Source organism: Citrobacter sp. CRE-46 (assembly GCF_059615875.1).
Genome location: NZ_CM184341.1, coordinates 2,684,077 through 2,702,909, shown reverse-complemented (window position 1 = coordinate 2,702,909; position 18,833 = coordinate 2,684,077). Strand labels below are relative to the sequence as shown.

The window sequence follows — 18,833 nt, the reverse complement described above, 5'->3', positions numbered from 1 at the left end:
TCTTTTTTGCAGGGATTCGTACAAGAAATCTCTCAAAGTGCGTAATCGAGGCAGCCTGAAAGATGACATGTACAACTTCGCGACGAAACTATCAGCTATATCCATATTTTTTTTGCGTCAAATCAAAAACGAAACGGTTCCGCTACTAAATAGTGCACTTTGTTTAACCCTTGTACCCATAAGGAGGTATGCAAAAGGTAATTAATTAGCGTGCTACGGTGTAAAAGTGCTATAAATTTCAGCTTATTTTTTGCCAGTGGTATGGACAGAGAAACAGAATGACAAAACAAAAAGCAACGTTAATTGGTCTGATTGCCATCGTACTCTGGAGCACGATGGTTGGGCTTATTCGGGGAGTAAGTGAGGGACTGGGACCTGCTGGCGGCGCAGCGATGATTTTTTCATTAAGCGGCCTGTTGCTCATATTTACTGTCGGATTTCCAAATATCAGAAAAATTCCTGTTCGCTATTTAATCGCCGGTAGCGTGCTTTTTGTTAGCTATGAAATTTGTTTAGCACTGGCCCTGGGTTATGCCGCTACCCGTCATCAGGCTATTGAAGTCGGGATGGTAAATTATCTCTGGCCAAGCCTGACGATATTGTTCGCCATATTATTTAATGGTCAAAAATCAACCTGGCTGGTCATTCCTGGATTAATTATCGCATTGACCGGTGTTTGTTGGGTATTAGGTGGTGAAAATGGCCTCAATCCTGGCGAAATTATCAGCAATGTTGCCAGTAGTCCGCTCAGTTATTTTCTCGCCTTTCTGGGGGCTTTTATCTGGGCCACATATTGCACAGTGACCAATAAATATGCAAAAGGCTTTAACGGCATCACGGTGTTCGTCTTACTGACAGCCGCAAGTCTGTGGGTTTACTATTTTGTCACCCCTCAGCCGGAAATGGTTTTCAGCACTCCGGTGACGATTAAAATGTTCACTGCAGCATTAACGTTAGGATTTGCCTATGCTGCGTGGAATATTGGTATTTTGCACGGTAATGTCACCATTATGGCGGTGGGTTCTTATTTTACTCCCGTACTGTCCTCCGCGCTTGCCGCCGTGCTACTCAGCGCCCCGCTATCACTTTCTTTCTGGCAAGGTGCGCTGATGGTTTGCGCTGGCTCGCTACTTTGCTGGTTGGCAACGCGCCGCGCCTGAAAAAAAACCGGGTTTTATCACAAATAAATAAAATCCGGCTATACTTTAGCCAGGCTGATGGATAATTATTGCGCATTGCACTTTTGTTTTTTGTTTATTTTTGTTTAATTAAATGTTAAATATATGATTATTAGTTAACGCGTGAAAGTATTTCATGTTTATCTATAACCCTCCGCATGTATATATTATACAAGCGAAACTAACGCCATTTAAATCATAGCTGCCATAATAGTTCCCTGCGTAAATATATCTCATCAGATTTGTCACATATTAAGATTAATACAATCAGCTGTATTATGTAGATCTGGATCACACAACTTCAAATATTTCGCAATATTATGAAACTTATTATTGAACTTATACCACTGCGTCATTTAAAAATGGTTTGCCATTGACGAACCCCTTCGTTTAGCAATGGTTTAGGAAACACACCAAGAAAAAATTATAAGGATTATTTAGAATGAAACTTAAATTAGTTGCAGTGGCAGTGACTAGCCTGTTGGCGGCAGGTGCAGTAAACGCGGCTGAGGTATATAACAAAGACGCAAACAAACTGGATATCTACGGTAAAGTTCACGCTCAGCATTATTTCTCTGATGACACCAGCAGCGATGGCGACAAAACCTACGCACGTCTGGGCTTCAAAGGCGAAACTCAGATCAATGACCAACTGGTTGGTTTTGGTCAGTGGGAATATGAATTCAAAGGCAACCGTTCTGAAGATCAGGGTTCCGAAGCAGACAAAACCCGTCTGGCATTCGCTGGCCTGAAATTCGCTGAATACGGTTCTTTCGACTACGGTCGTAACTACGGCGTAGCTTACGACATCGGCGCATGGACCGACGTTCTGCCAGAGTTCGGTGGCGATACCTGGACCCAGACTGACGTATTCATGACTCAGCGTGCTACCGGCGTTGCAACCTACCGTAACACCGATTTCTTCGGTCTGGTTGAAGGTCTGAACTTTGCTGCTCAGTATCAGGGCAAAAACGATCGTAACAATGAAGTAGAAGCAAACGGCGACGGTTTCGGTCTGTCTACTACTTATGAGTACGAAGGTTTTGGCGTTGGTGCGACCTACGCGAAATCTGACCGTACCGACCGTCAGGTTCGTAACGGTAACAACGGTCTGTACGCATCCGGTCAGAATGCGGAAGTATGGGCTGCTGGTCTGAAATATGATGCGAATAACATCTACCTGGCGACCACCTACTCCGAAACCCGCAACATGACTACGTTCGGTAAAATCGACGGTATTGCTAACAAAGCTCAGAACTTTGAAGCTGTTGCTCAGTACCAGTTCGACTTCGGCCTGCGTCCGTCCGTTGCTTACCTGAAATCCAAAGGTAAAGATCTGGGTTATTTCGGCGACCAGGATCTGGTTGAATACGTAGACCTGGGTGCTACCTACTACTTCAACAAAAACATGTCTACCTTCGTTGATTACAAAATCAACCTGCTGGATGACAACAACTTCACCCGCTATGCAGGTGTAAGCACTGACAACATCGTGGCTGTTGGTCTGAACTACCAGTTCTAATTTTGTTGTAGTCTGAATACAAAGCCAGTCCTTTCGGGGCTGGCTTTTTCTCTTGATGTAGTCTCGGTCATAAGGAGTATGCCGTGCAGACGTTCACTGGTCGTTGTCTTTGCGGACAGAGTCATTTTACCGTTGACGTCGAAATGCTGGATGTCTATGCCTGCCACTGTACGTTGTGTCAGAAATGGTCGGGTGGCATCGCTATGTATCTGGAGGCCAGCGCTCATCCGCAGATGTCGCCGGATTCAGCCCAACCCTCACACTTTCCTTCTTCAAATCGTGGTGAACGTTTCTTCTGTTCCGGCTGTGGGTGCCCGCTGTGGTTTACCCTGACGGGTAGCGAACGCTATTTTGTGCCGTGGACGCTACTGGAACTTAACGAGGTAGATCGCCGCCGCCTGGTGTTAGCAGCAGAGATCTATACGGAAACTCAACCTGCATTCTGGAGACTGACGGGGCAATACGCTCGCTTGAGTGGAAAAGAAGTCGAAGAGATGGATTACCCCTGTCATTTAGCCCACTAGTTATTGACGCTGTAGCTTTGCCAGACTGAACCACATCCCTATCGCTAATACGATAAGCATACTGCCAGCGCTGCTTAAGGCCACGCTATGTGACCAGGTAAAGGCTTCTCTGGCAGCCGCCAGCAATGCCTCACTCAGCGACGACGGGAGCGAATGCGCAAGTTGCACCGCTTCGCCCATTGATGATGAGGCGCGCTCTATCTCCTGCGGATTAAGTCCGGCAGGTGGCAGAATCGAGGCAGAAAAGCTACGGCTCAACAGTAAGCCAAAGATAGCGATGCCAAGCCCGGCGCCAAGTTCATAAGCCATCGTCTCAATGGCGCCAGCCGCTGCCGCTTTTTCTGCCGGGGCTGCTGCCATGATTGCCGCAGTTGAGGCCAAAAGCGCACTTGCCGCGCTGAATCCGAGCAAGGCCATCAATATCCACGCCTGTATTTGCTGCGTACTGAAATCCGTCATCGCCAGACCGTAAAAACTGACGGCGCTAAGCGCCATACCCGCCGTTGCCACACAACGTAATCCCAGACGTGACACCAACATGCCGGCAATGGGGCCGCTGAAACCACTTGCCAGCATCACCGGCAGCATAAACAGACCGGCCTGATACGGCGTCAAACCGTGCACAAACTGGAGCTCCTGAGCCATCAGCAATTCGAAACCAACCAGCGTAATCATCGCGGTCATCGCCATTACTACGCCACTTAAGATAATGCGATGCGTGAACAGCCGCATATCAATCATTGGCCGGGTAGCCGCTAGCTGGATACGGACAAACTGCCCCAACAGCAACGCTCCGGTTAACAATGTCAGCACGATGGCAGTGGTCGCCATATGACCTTTCAGTGCGGTTTTGGCGCTATAGACCAGCAGCAGAATAGCGACAATCAGCATTATCGCATGACCGAAATTTAACGATTGATCGCGACGTCCAGCCTGGCGTGGCACGAAACGAGCCGTCAATGCCATTACCACCACAACAATAGGCACATTGATTAAGAACACGGATCCCCAATAGAAGTGCTCCAGCAGTATGCCGCCTACTAATGGCCCAAACGCCGCGCCGCCGGAACCGACAGCGGCCCAGACGCCGAGCGCCATATTGCGATGACGCTGTTCGGCAAAGGTGGCGCGAATACCCGCGAGCGTAGCCGGAACAATCATCGCCGCCCCGATCGCTAATACCGCCCGCGTGGCAATCAGCCAACTGGCGCTGTGGGCAAACGCAGCGGCCAGCGATGCCAGGCCAAATAACCCCCCGCCCAACAGCAGCAGACGTTTAAAACCGATGCGATCGCCCAATGCCCCCATTGGCAACACCATGCCAGCCATGACCAGCGAATAAATATCAATAATCCACAGCAGCTCGTTACCACTGGCACCCAGCGTCATACTCAGCGTGGGCGCGGCAACGTGCAGCACCGTTGCATCAATCGCAACAGGGATGTAGACCAGTACAATAATGACTAACGTTAACCACTGACGAAACATAAAACTCCCTAACGAAACCGAAACTGGACACATGTCCAGCTTTAGCGATCCTACGGAAAATTGAACGTATGTCCAACTTTTTGTTAGACTGCGTGCTATTGAGATACAGGAGGAATGATGAGCTATCTGAACCGGGATGAACGTCGGGAAGTGATTCTGCAAGCGGCGATGCGCGTTGCACTGGAAGAAGGGTTTACTGCCATGACCGTACGACGTATAGCGGCGGAAGCCCATGTGGCGACGGGTCAGGTGCATCATCACTTTTCCTCTGCCGGTGAACTCAAGTCACAGGCTTTTGTGCGCCTGATCCGTACCCTGCTTGATGCTGAACTGGTCAGCGAAAACGCCAGTTTTCGGGAACGGCTGCATGCCATGCTGGGCAGCGAAGATGGCGGGTTCGAACCCCATATCAGGCTGTGGCGTGAAGCACAGGTGCTGGCAGATAAAGATCCTGAGATCAAAAGCGCCTATCTGCTGACCATGCGGATGTGGCATGAGGAAACGGCTAACATCATCACTCAGGGACAGAAAGCCGGTGAGTTTTTATCCACCCCAGATGCCGCCGATGTCGCATGGCGTTTAATCGCAGTGGTCTGCGGCCTGGATGGTATGTATGTGTTGGGCATAGAGGAAATGGCCGATCCCGCTTTCGAGCACCACCTGGATCGTATGATTACGCTGGAGTTATTTAGTTGATGTTATAGATAAACAAACAATACATCATTTAAGTTTACAATTAGTAACACTTAACCAACATGTAATTCTCCTCTTATCCCGCGTTATTGCGCTTTTTTATCTATTCTTTCAGTCAATATTCCCAAAACCTTTCAATAGTTTCTAAAAGAAGCCGCGCGGCCTGTATGCGTTTATTTCTTTTTCATGAACGGCATGTGCATGGAGAATAATATGTCATCATCAAATGAGAAAAATAATCGTTATCTTTTGACTGACTGGAAACCAGAAAACCCTGCCTTTTGGGAAAACAAAGGCAAGCACATTGCCCGTAGAAATCTTTGGATATCAGTAAGTTGCCTTTTGCTTGCCTTCTGCGTCTGGATGCTGTTTAGCGCGGTAGCCGTCAATCTGAATAAAATTGGTTTTAATTTCACCACCGATCAACTGTTTTTATTAACGGCATTACCCTCCCTTTCTGGTGCAATATTGCGCGTTCCCTACTCCTTTATGGTACCTATATTTGGCGGTCGCCGTTGGACCATTTTTAGCACGATTATTCTGGTTATTCCCTGCGTCTGGCTGGGATTTGCCGTGCAAAATACCGCTACTCCGTTTGGAGTATTTATTATTATTGCGCTGATGTGCGGTTTTGCTGGCGCTAACTTTGCCTCCAGCATGGGCAATATTAGTTTTTTCTTCCCCAAAGCAAAGCAAGGCAGCGCGCTGGGCGTTAACGGCGGTCTTGGCAACCTCGGCGTCAGCGTGATGCAGTTGATCGCGCCGCTGGTGATTTTTCTGCCCATATTTACCTTTTTGGGCGTCCAGGGCGTACCGCAAGCAGATGGCTCGTTATTGTCGCTGGCCAATGCCGCATGGATTTGGGTTCCACTTCTGCTAATAGCCACCCTGGCGGCAGGTATGGGAATGAATGATATTGCCAGTTCGAAGGCTTCTATTGCTTCCCAGTTACCGGTCCTCAAGCGTTTTCACTTGTGGCTGTTAAGCCTGCTGTATCTTGCAACTTTCGGGTCATTTATCGGCTTTTCGGCGGGCTTTGCCATGCTGGCGAAAACGCAATTTCCTGACGTGGATATTCTGCAACTGGCGTTCTTCGGCCCCTTCATCGGCGCGCTTGCGCGATCGGCGGGCGGCGTTATCTCTGACAAGTTTGGCGGTGTACGCGTCACGTTAATTAACTTCATCTTTATGGCACTGTTCAGCGCCCTGCTGTTTCTTACTCTGCCGGGGTCCGGTGAAGGAAACTTTGTCGCCTTCTATCTGGTGTTTATGGGGCTGTTCCTGACTGCGGGTCTGGGAAGCGGGTCGACCTTCCAGATGATTGCGGTGATCTTTCGCAAAATCACGATTTACCGGGTGAAACTGCGCGGTGGTACAGAGGAACAGGCCCAGCGTGAAGCGGTAACCGACACCGCCGCCGCGCTTGGATTCATCTCTGCCATTGGCGCAGTGGGGGGCTTCTTCATCCCCAAAGCGTTTGGTTCATCCCTGGCGCTAACCGGCTCTCCGGTGGGGGCTATGAAAATATTTTTGGTGTTTTACATCGTCTGTGTGCTGGTGACCTGGCTGGTCTATGGCCGTAAATCACAAAAAAAATAACGAAATGGATACCGCTGGATCGGACATTCAGGCAGGCCTGGTGTGCGATTCATCGTCGGCAATATTATCGAAGCAGGAGTTATGTCATGAGTAAACTGTTAGATCGCTTTCGCTACTTTAAACAAAAGGGCGATACGTTTGCCGAGGGGCATGGGCAAGTGATGCACACCAATCGGGACTGGGAAGACAGTTATCGTCAGCGCTGGCAGTTCGATAAAATTGTGCGCTCTACCCACGGCGTGAACTGTACCGGCTCATGTAGCTGGAAAATCTACGTCAAAAACGGACTGGTGACCTGGGAAACGCAGCAAACTGACTACCCGCGCACCCGCCCTGACCTGCCAAATCATGAACCCCGCGGCTGTCCGCGCGGCGCCAGCTACTCCTGGTATCTTTACAGCGCCAACCGCCTGAAATATCCGTTAGTGCGTAAACGTTTGATCGAACTGTGGCGCGACGCCCTGACCCGCCAGTCCGACCCGGTGCTGGCCTGGGAATCGATTATGAACGACCCGCAAAAATGCCAGAGCTACAAGCAGGTACGCGGTCGCGGTGGTTTTATCCGTTCTAGCTGGAAAGAACTTAATCAGTTGATTGCCGCCGCCAACGTCTGGACGGTAAAGACCTACGGCCCGGATCGCGTGGCCGGATTTTCACCTATTCCGGCAATGTCGATGGTCTCCTATGCCGCAGGCACGCGTTATCTTTCCCTTCTTGGCGGCACCTGCCTGAGCTTTTATGACTGGTATTGCGACTTACCGCCTGCGTCGCCAATGACCTGGGGCGAGCAGACCGACGTTCCTGAATCCGCCGACTGGTATAACTCCAGTTATATTATTGCCTGGGGTTCTAACGTCCCACAGACCCGTACGCCTGACGCGCACTTTTTTACCGAAGTGCGCTACAAAGGCACTAAAACCATTGCCGTTACGCCCGACTACTCGGAAGTCGCCAAACTGTGCGACCAGTGGCTGGCACCAAAACAAGGCACCGACAGCGCGCTGGCGATGGCAATGGGCCATGTGATTTTAAAAGAATTTCACCTCGACAGGCCCAGCGACTACTTTCTCAATTACTGCCGCCGCTATACCGATATGCCAATGCTGGTTCTGCTGGATGCGCGTGAAGACGGCAGCTACGTTCCTGGCAGAATGATGCGCGCTTCAGACCTTGTTGACGGTCTGGGCGAAAGCAATAATCCGGAGTGGAAAACCGTGGCCTTTAACAGCGACGGTGAGCTGGTCGTGCCGAACGGCTCCATCGGCTTTCGCTGGGGTGAGACGGGAAAATGGAACCTCGAGTCGTTGGCCGCAGGGGTAGAAACAGAACTTTCCCTCTCGTTGCTGGGTCAGCATGATGACGTGGCTGGGGTAGCATTCCCCTACTTTGGCGGCAACGAAAACCCGCATTTTCGCAGCGTAAAACAACAGCCGGTGCTGGTGCGTCAGCTTCCGGTAAAACGCCTCACCCTCGCCGATGGCCGCAGTTGCCCGGTAGTGAGCGTTTATGATCTGGTACTGGCGAATTACGGTCTCGATCGTGGTCTGGATGACGTTCATAGCGCGCAAGATTACAGCGAAGTGAAAGCCTACACCCCGGCCTGGGGAGAACAAATCACCGGTGTGCCACGCCGTCATATCGAACAAATCGCCAGGGAGTTTGCCGATACGGCACACAAAACTCATGGCCGGTCGATGATCATCCTCGGGGCTGGCGTTAATCACTGGTATCACATGGACATGAACTACCGTGGCATGATTAACATGCTGGTGTTCTGTGGCTGCGTGGGGCAAAGCGGCGGTGGCTGGGCGCACTATGTGGGTCAGGAGAAACTGCGTCCGCAAACCGGCTGGTTACCGCTGGCGTTTGCGCTGGACTGGAACCGCCCGCCGCGTCAGATGAACAGCACTTCTTTTTTCTACAACCACTCCAGCCAGTGGCGTTATGAAAAACTCACCGCGCAGGAGCTCCTCTCTCCGCTGGCCGACGCGTCGAAATTTAGCGGGCATTTAATCGACTTTAACGTACGCGCCGAAAGAATGGGCTGGCTGCCGTCCGCCCCGCAGCTTAACCTCAACCCATTGACCGTGAAAGCGAAGGCTGAACAGGCTGGCTTGTCTCCTGTTGAATACACCGCACAAGCGCTGAAATCGGGTGATATCCGTTTTGCCTGCGAGCAGCCGGACAGCGGCCACAACCATCCGCGCAACCTCTTTGTCTGGCGCTCTAACCTGCTCGGCTCCTCCGGTAAAGGGCATGAATACATGCTCAAATATTTGCTGGGTACCGAAAGCGGGATCCAGGGAGAAGCGCTCGGTTCAAGCGAGGGCATTAAACCTGAAGAGGTGGAATGGCAGGCTGCGGCGATTGAAGGCAAGCTTGATCTGCTGGTCACGCTCGATTTCCGTATGTCCAGTACCTGTCTGTTCTCCGATATCGTTCTGCCGACCGCCACCTGGTACGAAAAAGATGATATGAACACCTCGGATATGCATCCGTTTATTCACCCGCTGTCGGCGGCGGTCGATCCGGCGTGGGAATCGAAGAGCGACTGGGAAATCTATAAAGGCATCGCCAAAGTGTTCTCGGAGGTCTGTGTCGGGCACCTTGGGCAAGAAACCGATGTCGTCCTGCAACCGCTGCAACACGACTCACCAGCAGAACTGGCGCAGCCGTTTGACATCCTCGACTGGCGCAAAGGCGAATGCGATCTTGTTCCAGGAAAAACTGCGCCTAATATCGCCGTCGTGGAGCGTGACTACCCTGCCACCTACGAACGTTTTACCTCGCTCGGCCCGCTAATGGACAAGCTTGGAAACGGTGGCAAAGGTATCTCCTGGAATACCCAGACCGAGGTCGATTTCCTCGGCAAGCTGAACTACACCAAACGCGAAGGTCCGGCGAAAGGTCGCCCGCTGATCGACACCGCACTGGATGCGTCGGAGGTGATCCTCGCCCTGGCGCCGGAAACCAACGGTCAGGTGGCGGTCAAAGCCTGGGAAGCGCTGGGCGCCATGACCGGACGCGACCATACGCATCTGGCGTTGAACAAAGAAGATGAGAAGATCCGTTTTCGCGATATTCAGGCGCAGCCGCGCAAAATTATCTCCAGCCCTACCTGGTCCGGTCTTGAAAGCGAACATGTCTCCTATAACGCAGGCTATACCAACGTCCACGAGCTGATCCCATGGCGCACCCTGTCCGGTCGCCAGCAGTTGTATCAGGATCACGTGTGGATGCGTGCATTTGGTGAAAGCCTGGTGGCCTACCGTCCGCCTATCGACACCCGCAGCGTTAGCGAAATGCGCGACGTTCCGCCTAACGGTTTCCCGGAAAAAGCGCTCAATTTCCTGACGCCGCATCAGAAATGGGGGATCCACTCCACCTACAGCGAAAACCTGCTGATGCTGACGCTGTCGCGCGGCGGCCCCATCGTCTGGATCAGCGAGACCGATGCCAAAGAGTTGGGTATTGAAGATAACGACTGGATCGAAGTCTTTAACGCCAATGGCGCGCTTACCGCCCGTGCGGTAGTGAGTCAGCGCGTGCCACCGGGAATGACCATGATGTATCACGCTCAGGAACGAATCATGAACATTCCCGGCTCAGAAGTCACCGGGATGCGTGGCGGGATCCATAACTCGGTCACCCGCGTCTGCCCGAAACCGACGCATATGATCGGTGGCTATGCGCAGTTGGCGTACAGCTTTAACTATTACGGTACGGTCGGCTCTAACCGCGATGAGTTCATCATGATTAGAAAAATGAAAAATATTAACTGGCTGGATGATGAAGGTCGCGATCAGGTACAGGAGGCGAAAAAATGAAAATACGCTCACAGGTAGGCATGGTTCTTAATCTGGACAAGTGTATCGGCTGCCACACCTGCTCCGTCACCTGTAAAAACGTCTGGACCGGGCGCGAAGGGATGGAATATGCATGGTTTAACAACGTCGAGACCAAACCAGGCATTGGTTATCCGAAAAACTGGGAAGATCAGGAAGAGTGGCAAGGCGGCTGGGTTCGCGATGTCAACGGCAAGATAAGACCGCGTCTGGGCGGCAAGATGGGGGTGATTACCAAAATATTCGCCAACCCGGTGATCCCGCAAATCGATGATTACTATGAACCGTTTACCTACGATTATCAGCATCTGCATAGCGCACCGGAAGGCAAAAACCAGCCGACTGCGCGTCCACGTTCGTTGATCGACGGTAAACGGATGGACAAGATTATCTGGGGCCCCAACTGGGAAGAGCTGCTTGGCGGCGAGTTCTCAAAACGCGCCCGTGACCGAAACTTCGAGAAAATGCAGAAGGAGATGTACGGTCAGTTCGAAAACACCTTCATGATGTATTTACCGCGACTCTGTGAACACTGCCTGAACCCAAGCTGTGTCGCCACCTGCCCGAGTGGTGCCATCTATAAGCGTGAGGAAGACGGCATTGTGCTGATCGACCAGGACAAATGCCGCGGTTGGCGTTTGTGTATCAGCGGTTGTCCATACAAGAAAATCTATTTTAACTGGAAGAGCGGTAAGTCAGAGAAGTGCATTTTCTGTTACCCGCGGATTGAGTCCGGCCAGCCGACGGTATGTTCAGAAACCTGCGTTGGGCGTATCCGTTATCTCGGTGTATTGCTGTACGACGCCGACCGCATCGAGGAAGCGGCCAGTACCGAGCATGAGACCGACCTGTATGAGCGTCAGTGCGATGTGTTCCTCAATCCGCACGATCCGGCGGTCATCGAAGAGGCGTTAAAACAAGGCATTCCACAGAATGTTATCGACGCCGCCCAACGTTCGCCGGTCTACAAAATGGCAATGGACTGGAAGCTGGCGCTGCCGTTACATCCTGAGTATCGCACCCTGCCGATGGTCTGGTATGTGCCGCCGTTGTCACCGATTCAGTCGGTCGCTGATGCCGGTGGCCTGCCGCACAATGGCAATATTTTACCGGCGGTGGAATCACTGCGTATCCCGGTACAGTACCTCGCCAATATGCTAAGCGCTGGCGATACCGCCCCGGTACTACGCGCGCTCAAACGCATGATGGCGATGCGCCACTATATGCGCTCACAAACCGTCGAAGGCGTGACGGATACCCGCGCCATTGAGGAAGTCGGTTTGACCGTTGAGCAGGTGGAGGAGATGTATCGCTATCTGGCTATCGCCAACTATGAAGACCGCTTCGTGATCCCGACCAGCCACCGTGAAATGGCGCGCGACGCTTTCCCGGAGAAAAACGGTTGTGGTTTCACCTTTGGCGACGGCTGTCACGGTTCGGATACCAAGTTCAACCTGTTTAACAGCAGCCGTATTGATGCCATCGACATTACCGAAGTGCGCGATAAAGCGGAGGGTGAATAATGCAAATCCTCAAGGTTATCGGACTGCTGATGGAATATCCGGACGAACTGCTGTGGGAGTGTAAAGACGACGCGCTGGCGCTGGTGTCCAGCGATGCCCCAATGCTTATCGAATTTAGCCAGGCACTGCTCAATGCGCCATTACTGGATAAGCAAGCCGAATGGTGCGAGGTGTTTGATCGGGGGCGCGCCACCTCACTGCTGTTGTTCGAACATGTCCATGCCGAGTCGCGTGATCGCGGCCAGGCGATGGTTGATCTGCTGGCGCAGTACGAAAAGGTCGGGCTCCAGCTAAACTGCCGCGAGCTGCCGGATCATCTACCGTTGTATCTGGAGTATTTAAGCGTGCTGCCGGAGGCCCAGGCCAAAGAAGGTTTACAGAATGTCGCCCCCATTCTGGCACTGCTTGGCGGTCGCTTAAAACAGCGCGATACGCCGTGGTATCAGTTGTTTGACGCCCTGCTGCTGCTTGCCGGTAGTCCTCTTTCAAGTGACAGTGTCACCAGGCAGGTTGGCGCAGAAACACGTGATGATACCCGTCAGGCCCTGGATGCGGTCTGGGAAGAGGAACAGGTGAAATTTATCGAAGATAACGCCACCGCTTGTGACAGTTCACCGTTACAAAACTATCAACGACGCTTTAGCCAGGACGTGGCGCCGCAGTATGTCGACGTCAGCGCGGGAGGTCCGAAATGATACAGTATCTGAACGTCTTCTTTTACGATATCTACCCGTATTTGTGCGGCACGGTGTTTATCCTCGGCAGTTGGTTGCGTTACGACTACGGGCAATACACCTGGCGCGCCTCTTCCAGTCAAATGCTGGACAAACGCGGTATGGTGTTATGGTCAAACTTGTTCCATATCGGCATTCTGGGGATTTTTTTCGGTCACCTGTTTGGCATGCTGACCCCGCACTGGATGTATGCCTGGTTCCTGCCGATTGCGGTGAAACAGCAAATGGCAATGATTCTCGGCGGTGTTTGCGGCGTGTTAACGCTGGTTGGGGGCGCGGGTTTGCTGGTGCGGCGCCTGACTAATCCACGCATTCGCGCAACATCATCCACTGCCGATATTCTGATCCTGTGCATTCTGCTGGTTCAATGCATTCTCGGCTTAACCACTATTCCGTTCTCCGCACAGCACCCTGACGGCAGTGAAATGCTGAAACTGGTCGGTTGGGCGCAGTCGGTGGTGACTTTCCAGGGGGGCGCATCCGCGCATCTGGATGGCGTGGCGCCGATATTCCGTGCCCATCTGGTGCTAGGCATGACGATATTCCTACTGTTCCCGTTCACTCGTCTGGTACACGTGTGGAGTGCGCCGTTTGAGTACTTCACCCGCCGCTATCAAATTGTGCGCTCGCGCCGCTAATTGCCTCTGATGCCTGGTGGCCTAAGCGCCACCAGGTCTGCATCGCTATCCCGCTTTTTGTACGCTATGATGCTTCTCCATTCCAGGGAGAACGCTAATGAAACCACAGGTTTACCACGTCGATGCCTTTACCTCGGTCCCCTTTCGCGGCAATTCAGCGGGCGTGGTGCTGCATGCTGACGGACTGAGCGAAGCGCAGATGCAGCTGATTGCCCGCGAGCTGCGTCATTCGGAAACTGCATTCCTGCTGACCAGCAACGACAGCGATGTACACATCCGCTATTTCACGCCGACGGTCGAAGTTCCCATCTGTGGACATGCTACCGTCGCCGCGCACTACGTGCGGGCCAAGGTACTGGGTCTGAGCAACACGACTGTCTGGCAAACCTCGCTGGCCGGGCGTCATCGGGTGGATGTTGAAACTGTAGGGAATGACTATCGCATTAGCCTTGAGCAAGGAACACCTGGATTTGAACCTCCGCTGCAAGGCGCGGTTCGCGCTGCAATTATCCACGCCCTGCATCTGAGCGAAGACGATATGCTGCCAGGGCTGCCGATCCAGGTTGCCACCACCGGCCATTCGAAAGTGATGATTCCGCTAAAGCCTGAGGTAGATCTGGACGCCCTTGCCCCAGATTTGCAGGCTCTGGCGACCATCAGCCAACAAATTGGCTGTAACGGTTTCTTCCCTTTTCAAATCCGTAAGGGCGAAAACGCCACCGATGGACGCATGTTTTCACCCGCAATTGGTATTGTGGAAGATCCAGTCACCGGCAATGCCAACGGGCCGATGGGCGCGTGGCTGGTTCACCACCGACTGATGGCGCATGATGGCAAAACGTTACGTGTTCAGGGGCATCAGGGCCGTGCGCTGGGTCGTGACGGTATAGTTGATGTGAAGGTCGCTATTCGTGATAACCAGCCGGAAAAAGTCACCATTACCGGTTCGGCGGTGATCCTGTTTCATGCCGAATGGGCGATAGATTTTTAATCTATTCCTGTGGGCCGGATATGGCGATTACGCCGCATCCGGCACTATTCCCGATGGTGTTATTTTCCCGCTTCCGGGTGCGTATCAAACGCCGCCATTACCGTCGCCAATTCTTCTTCAGTAAATCCATGCTTCACATCATCCACGCCCAATCCAAACCGCGCCTGCAATAAGGCGTACAGGCTGGCGACGTCAGGCAGATTAATCTGCTCTACCGCATGGCCATCCTGATAATGGGTAAAATGAAAATTGGTTAACGTAAATTTACCGCCGTCCGGCAGATGACGGCACATCAGCAGATGGTGACGAAAATGCGACTGCGGCCAATGCGCCGACCAGAAGTTGCCCATCAGATAATCGCTCTGATGCTGCATAACTAGGTCAAAACGGTACATTGATTGCCAGTGTTCGTGATGAAGGAACTGCAAAATCCAGTCTTCACCTTCCTGAATCAGACGATACTCTCCGTGTGGTGTGTGCTGTGCAACATCTGCCTGCAGACGAATCGGCGCTGTCAGCGTTTGCCCACCGAACCCGACGTCAGCGATCCACTGCTCTCCCTGTAGCTCAACCAGCAGCAGACGATGCGTGCGTGGCGGTAGGCTTGACGGATTCGCCAGTACCACACGTCCAAGTAAACTGCGAACGGTAAAACCGATTTCGCGGAGCGCCCGCTCAAATAACCCATTTTGCTCAAAACAATAACCGCCGCGACGCGCCGTCACCAGTTTCTCTTCCAACGATGCGTCGTCGAGTTGCATTTCGCGTGGCAGCAGCACATCGAGATTTTCAAAAGGAATGGCGCTGTTGTGCAGTAAATGCAGCGCTCGCAGGGTTTCAATGTTGACGTTGGCCGAACCTGACCAGCCAATACGGGCAAAATAAGCGTTTAAAAAAGGCGTCATACCAGCTTCCTGTTTGTGTAATGTTGTACTTATAACGCATTTTTAATTTTACGCTGTCGATTTTGTGCGTTGTTCTTCCTCACGAGGCGACAAAATCGCTAATACCGTTAATATCTAAGTTAATTGTGGTGTGTTATCTCTCAGCCAAGGAGCATCCATGAGCCATTTTCGTCCTCTCGAATTGAAACATGCCAGTCGACTGCTAAATCACGGCCCTACCATTTTAATCACCAGTCGGGACGATCATACAGAGCGGCGGAATGTGATGGCCGCTGCGTGGTCAATGCCCGTTGAGTTTGAACCACCGCGTATCGCAATTGTGGTTGATAAAACCGCCTGGTCGCGGGAACTGATTGAACGCAGCGGCATGTTTGGCATCGTTATTCCGGGGGTTGCCGCCGCCAACTGGACCTGGGCCGTTGGCAGCGTTTCCGGTCGCGTGGAAGATAAATTCAACTGCTACGGCATTCCTGTGGTGCAAGGACCGGTGTTGGGTTTACCGCTGATAGAAGCAAAATGCCTGGCCTGGATGGAATGCCGTCTACTGCCTGCAACGGCGGCACAGGAAAAGTATGACCCCCTGTTTGGGGAAGTGGTCTCGGCGGCCGCTGATGAGAGAGCCTTCGTGGAAGGACGATGGCAGTTTGATGATGACAAGCTCACTACCCTGCATCACCTTGGGGCCGGAACGTTTGTCTCCAGCGGGAGACGCATTACCGCAGGTGAATAATTGTCTGCAAACGAATGGCGGCTCATGCTTTTCATCCCTCACCGTCTTCTTAAAACTTCTGAAAAACCAGTCGGATGAATCGCTGTCCTTCCTTGCTGAATCATTTGCGTGAATTATAGTTAAACTTGCTCTAACTCAAATATCTATTCCAAATCCAATCAGTCAAAGCAGCATCCCCCAACTGTACTTATAAAGTGTCAGAGAGGTTTTACGATGCAACTGAATAGAATCGCACAAAGTTTTATCCTTGCCGGGTTACTCACCTCTGCCTCTGCTCCCCTGATTGCCGCTGAAGCGCCAAAGGACGCAACCGCTTCCACGCAACAAGCGAACAATGCGCTTTTCAATCAACTGCCCTTCTCCGATAACACCGACTTTACCGATGCTCATAAAGGCTTCATCGCCCCAATTCCTCAGGATGTGATCAAAGGTGAGCAAGGAAATGTCATCTGGAATCCGCAACAATATGCGTTCATTAAAGAAGGCGATAAAGCCCCGGATACGGTAAATCCGAGCCTGTGGCGTCAGTCCCAGTTGATCAACATCAGCGGACTGTTTGAAGTGACGGAAGGCGTTTACCAGATCCGTAACCTCGATCTGTCCAACATGACGATCATTGAAGGTAAAGAAGGCGTCACCGTTGTTGACCCGCTGGTATCAGCAGAAACGGCCAAAGTCGGGATGGATCTTTACTTTAAAAACCGCGGTCAAAAACCCGTTGTCGCGGTGATTTATACGCACAGCCACGTTGACCATTACGGCGGCGTGCGCGGCGTTGTTGATGAAGCCGACGTTAAAGCGGGCAAAGTGAAGATTTATGCACCTGCCGGCTTTATGGAAGCGGCGGTTGCTGAGAATATCATGGCCGGCAACGTTATGAGCCGTCGCGCGAGCTATATGTACGGCAATCTACTAAAACCTGATGCCAAAGGTCAGGTTGGTGCCGGACTGGGAACCACGACCTCCGCGGGAACCGTCACCCTGATTGCGCCAACCCATATAATTGAAAAAGATGGGCAAAAAGAGGTCATTGATGGCCTGACCTATGACTTCATGTTGGCCCCAGGCTCCGAAGCGCCGTCAGAAATGTTGTGGTATATCGAAGAGAAGAAACTGATTGAGTCTGCTGAAGACGTCACCCACACCCTGCACAACACCTACTCCCTGCGCGGGGCCAAAATTCGTGAGCCGTTGCCATGGTCCAAATACATCAACGAAGCGATTGTACGCTGGGGAGATAAAGCAGAAATCCTGATGGCGCAGCACCACTGGCCAACCTGGGGTAATGACAAAGTCGTGAACCTGCTGAAAAGCCAGCGAGATCTGTATCGTTACATCAACGACCAGACGCTGCGTATGGCTAACGAAGGTCTGACCCGCGATGAAATCGCCGCGAACTTTAAACTGCCGGACTCACTGGCGCATACCTGGGCTAATCGCGGTTACTATGGTTCCGTCAGTCATGATGTGAAAGCGACCTATGTGCTCTATCTCGGCTGGTTTGATGGCAACCCGGCAACGCTGGATGAACTGCCGCCGGAAGAAGCGGCGAAGAAATTCGTCGACTATATGGGCGGAGCGGACGCCATTCTGCAGAAAGCGAAAGCCGACTATGACCAGGGTAACTATCGCTGGGTGGCCCAGGTGGTGAGCAAAGTGGTGTTTGCCGATCCCAATAACCAGGCCGCGCGCAACCTGGAAGCTGATGCGCTGGAACAGCTAGGATACCAGGCTGAATCCGGTCCGTGGCGCAACTTTTACCTGACCGGCGCGCAAGAGCTGCGTAATGGTGTGGTTAAAGGCCCAACCCCGAACACTGCCAGCCCGGATACCGTACGCGCCATGACGCCGGAAATGTTCTTCGACTATCTGGCGGTACATATTAACGGGCAGAAAGCGGGTGATGCCAAATCGGTGTTTAACATCGACCTTGGCAGCGACGGTGGTAAATATAAGCTTGAACTGGAAAATGGCGTGCTAAACCATACCGCCAATGCCGAAGCAAAAGAGGCTGACGCCACGATCACATTGAATCGCGACACGCTCAATAAAATCATCCTCAAGGAAGTGACGCTGAAACAGGCGCAAGACAGCGGCGATGTGAAGATAACCGGCGACGGCGCTAAACTTGACGCTATGCTCGGCTATATGGATAAGTTCGAATTCTGGTTTAACATCGTTACACCGTAAACCTGTTGAAAACGGGCGGAAAATTCGCCCGTTTTATCTCACATGCTGTAGCCAGGTTTTTTAATTAACGTTGCCATCTGCGGCTTAATCTCCGCATCCCACACGCCCTGCCACGCCTCTGGCTCAACTTGATTCAGCGCCACGCTTACCGAGCTGTCTTTGCTTTGCAAATGACGAATAATGACGTCGGTAATATCCGCCGCCAGCGCGGATTTTTGCTCGTCGCTCAGATCGCGGGGAAAACATTTAATATCAACGTGCGGCATAGCAGGT

15 protein-coding genes are annotated in these 18,833 nt (G+C 52.2%); 12 read left to right on the top strand and 3 right to left on the bottom strand.

What is annotated here, in order from left to right; genetic code table 11:
- Nucleotides 1-278: 278 nt before the first annotated feature.
- From yddG to AC534G_RS13075, 3 genes are all read left to right on the top strand, one after another.
- Nucleotides 279-1,160, top strand: a complete 882-nt coding sequence (gene yddG, locus AC534G_RS13085; protein ID WP_121529058.1) for an aromatic amino acid efflux DMT transporter YddG — start codon at nt 279-281, stop codon at nt 1,158-1,160.
- 460 nt (nt 1,161-1,620) lie between these two features.
- The gene (gene ompD, locus AC534G_RS13080) at nt 1,621-2,700 is read left to right on the top strand and encodes a porin OmpD (RefSeq protein ID WP_038640648.1); all 1,080 of its coding nucleotides are present in this window, start codon (nt 1,621-1,623) and stop codon (nt 2,698-2,700) included.
- A 143-nt stretch (nt 2,701-2,843) separates the two neighbouring features.
- Nucleotides 2,844-3,224: a GFA family protein gene (locus tag AC534G_RS13075; RefSeq protein ID WP_087856632.1), complete on the top strand. Its 381-nt coding sequence runs from the start codon at nt 2,844-2,846 to the stop codon at nt 3,222-3,224.
- Here AC534G_RS13075 and AC534G_RS13070 read toward each other — a convergent pair whose 3' ends face one another.
- Complete coding sequence (locus AC534G_RS13070; RefSeq protein ID WP_110498055.1) at nt 3,225-4,712, bottom strand: MFS transporter; 1,488 nt, start codon at nt 4,710-4,712, stop codon at nt 3,225-3,227.
- A gap of 117 nt (nt 4,713-4,829) precedes the next feature.
- Here AC534G_RS13070 and AC534G_RS13065 point away from each other — a divergent pair, with 117 nt between their 5' ends.
- The 7 genes from AC534G_RS13065 (at nt 4,830) to AC534G_RS13035 (ending at nt 14,735) form a co-directional block, all read left to right on the top strand.
- Nucleotides 4,830-5,408 carry a TetR family transcriptional regulator gene (locus AC534G_RS13065; RefSeq protein ID WP_085048192.1) on the top strand — a complete coding sequence of 193 codons (579 nt, stop codon included), beginning with the start codon at nt 4,830-4,832 and terminating at the stop codon, nt 5,406-5,408.
- Nucleotides 5,409-5,618: 210 nt separating this feature from the next.
- Nucleotides 5,619-7,004 carry a NarK family nitrate/nitrite MFS transporter gene (locus AC534G_RS13060; protein WP_085048191.1) on the top strand — a complete coding sequence of 462 codons (1,386 nt, stop codon included), beginning with the start codon at nt 5,619-5,621 and terminating at the stop codon, nt 7,002-7,004.
- Nucleotides 7,005-7,090: 86 nt separating this feature from the next.
- Nucleotides 7,091-10,831: a nitrate reductase subunit alpha gene (locus tag AC534G_RS13055; RefSeq protein WP_110498053.1), complete on the top strand. Its 3,741-nt coding sequence runs from the start codon at nt 7,091-7,093 to the stop codon at nt 10,829-10,831.
- Nucleotides 10,828-12,372, top strand: a complete 1,545-nt coding sequence (gene narH / locus AC534G_RS13050) for a nitrate reductase subunit beta (protein WP_038640659.1) — start codon at nt 10,828-10,830, stop codon at nt 12,370-12,372. Before AC534G_RS13055 ends, narH begins: the two co-directional genes overlap by 4 nt.
- Nucleotides 12,372-13,067, top strand: a complete 696-nt coding sequence (narW, locus tag AC534G_RS13045; RefSeq protein ID WP_038640661.1) for a nitrate reductase molybdenum cofactor assembly chaperone — start codon at nt 12,372-12,374, stop codon at nt 13,065-13,067. The genes narH and narW overlap by 1 nt, the downstream gene beginning before the upstream one ends.
- Nucleotides 13,064-13,744 (top strand): respiratory nitrate reductase subunit gamma, encoded by a 681-nt coding sequence (narI, locus tag AC534G_RS13040; protein ID WP_038640663.1) that lies wholly within the window; start codon nt 13,064-13,066, stop codon nt 13,742-13,744. The genes narW and narI overlap by 4 nt, the downstream gene beginning before the upstream one ends.
- Nucleotides 13,745-13,841: 97 nt before the next feature.
- Nucleotides 13,842-14,735 (top strand): PhzF family isomerase, encoded by an 894-nt coding sequence (locus AC534G_RS13035; RefSeq protein ID WP_087856594.1) that lies wholly within the window; start codon nt 13,842-13,844, stop codon nt 14,733-14,735.
- 59 nt (nt 14,736-14,794) lie between these two features.
- On the opposite strand, the gene nhoA is transcribed toward AC534G_RS13035, so the two are convergent.
- On the bottom strand, nt 14,795-15,640 hold the full coding sequence (gene nhoA / locus AC534G_RS13030) for an N-hydroxyarylamine O-acetyltransferase (RefSeq protein ID WP_038640665.1): 846 nt from the start codon (nt 15,638-15,640) through the stop codon (nt 14,795-14,797).
- Nucleotides 15,641-15,797: 157 nt separating this feature from the next.
- Between nhoA and AC534G_RS13025 the strand changes: the two genes are divergently transcribed.
- Together AC534G_RS13025 and AC534G_RS13020 are read left to right on the top strand one after the other, a co-directional pair.
- The gene (locus AC534G_RS13025) at nt 15,798-16,370 is read left to right on the top strand and encodes a flavin reductase family protein (protein WP_110498051.1); all 573 of its coding nucleotides are present in this window, start codon (nt 15,798-15,800) and stop codon (nt 16,368-16,370) included.
- A gap of 213 nt (nt 16,371-16,583) precedes the next feature.
- Entirely contained in the window at nt 16,584-18,560 is a 1,977-nt protein-coding gene (locus tag AC534G_RS13020; protein WP_110498049.1) for an alkyl/aryl-sulfatase, read from the top strand.
- A 38-nt stretch (nt 18,561-18,598) separates the two neighbouring features.
- Here the strand turns inward: AC534G_RS13020 and pptA are convergent, their stop codons facing one another.
- Complete coding sequence (gene pptA, locus AC534G_RS13015) at nt 18,599-18,826, bottom strand: tautomerase PptA (RefSeq protein ID WP_069324916.1); 228 nt, start codon at nt 18,824-18,826, stop codon at nt 18,599-18,601.
- Nucleotides 18,827-18,833 lie beyond the last annotated feature (7 nt).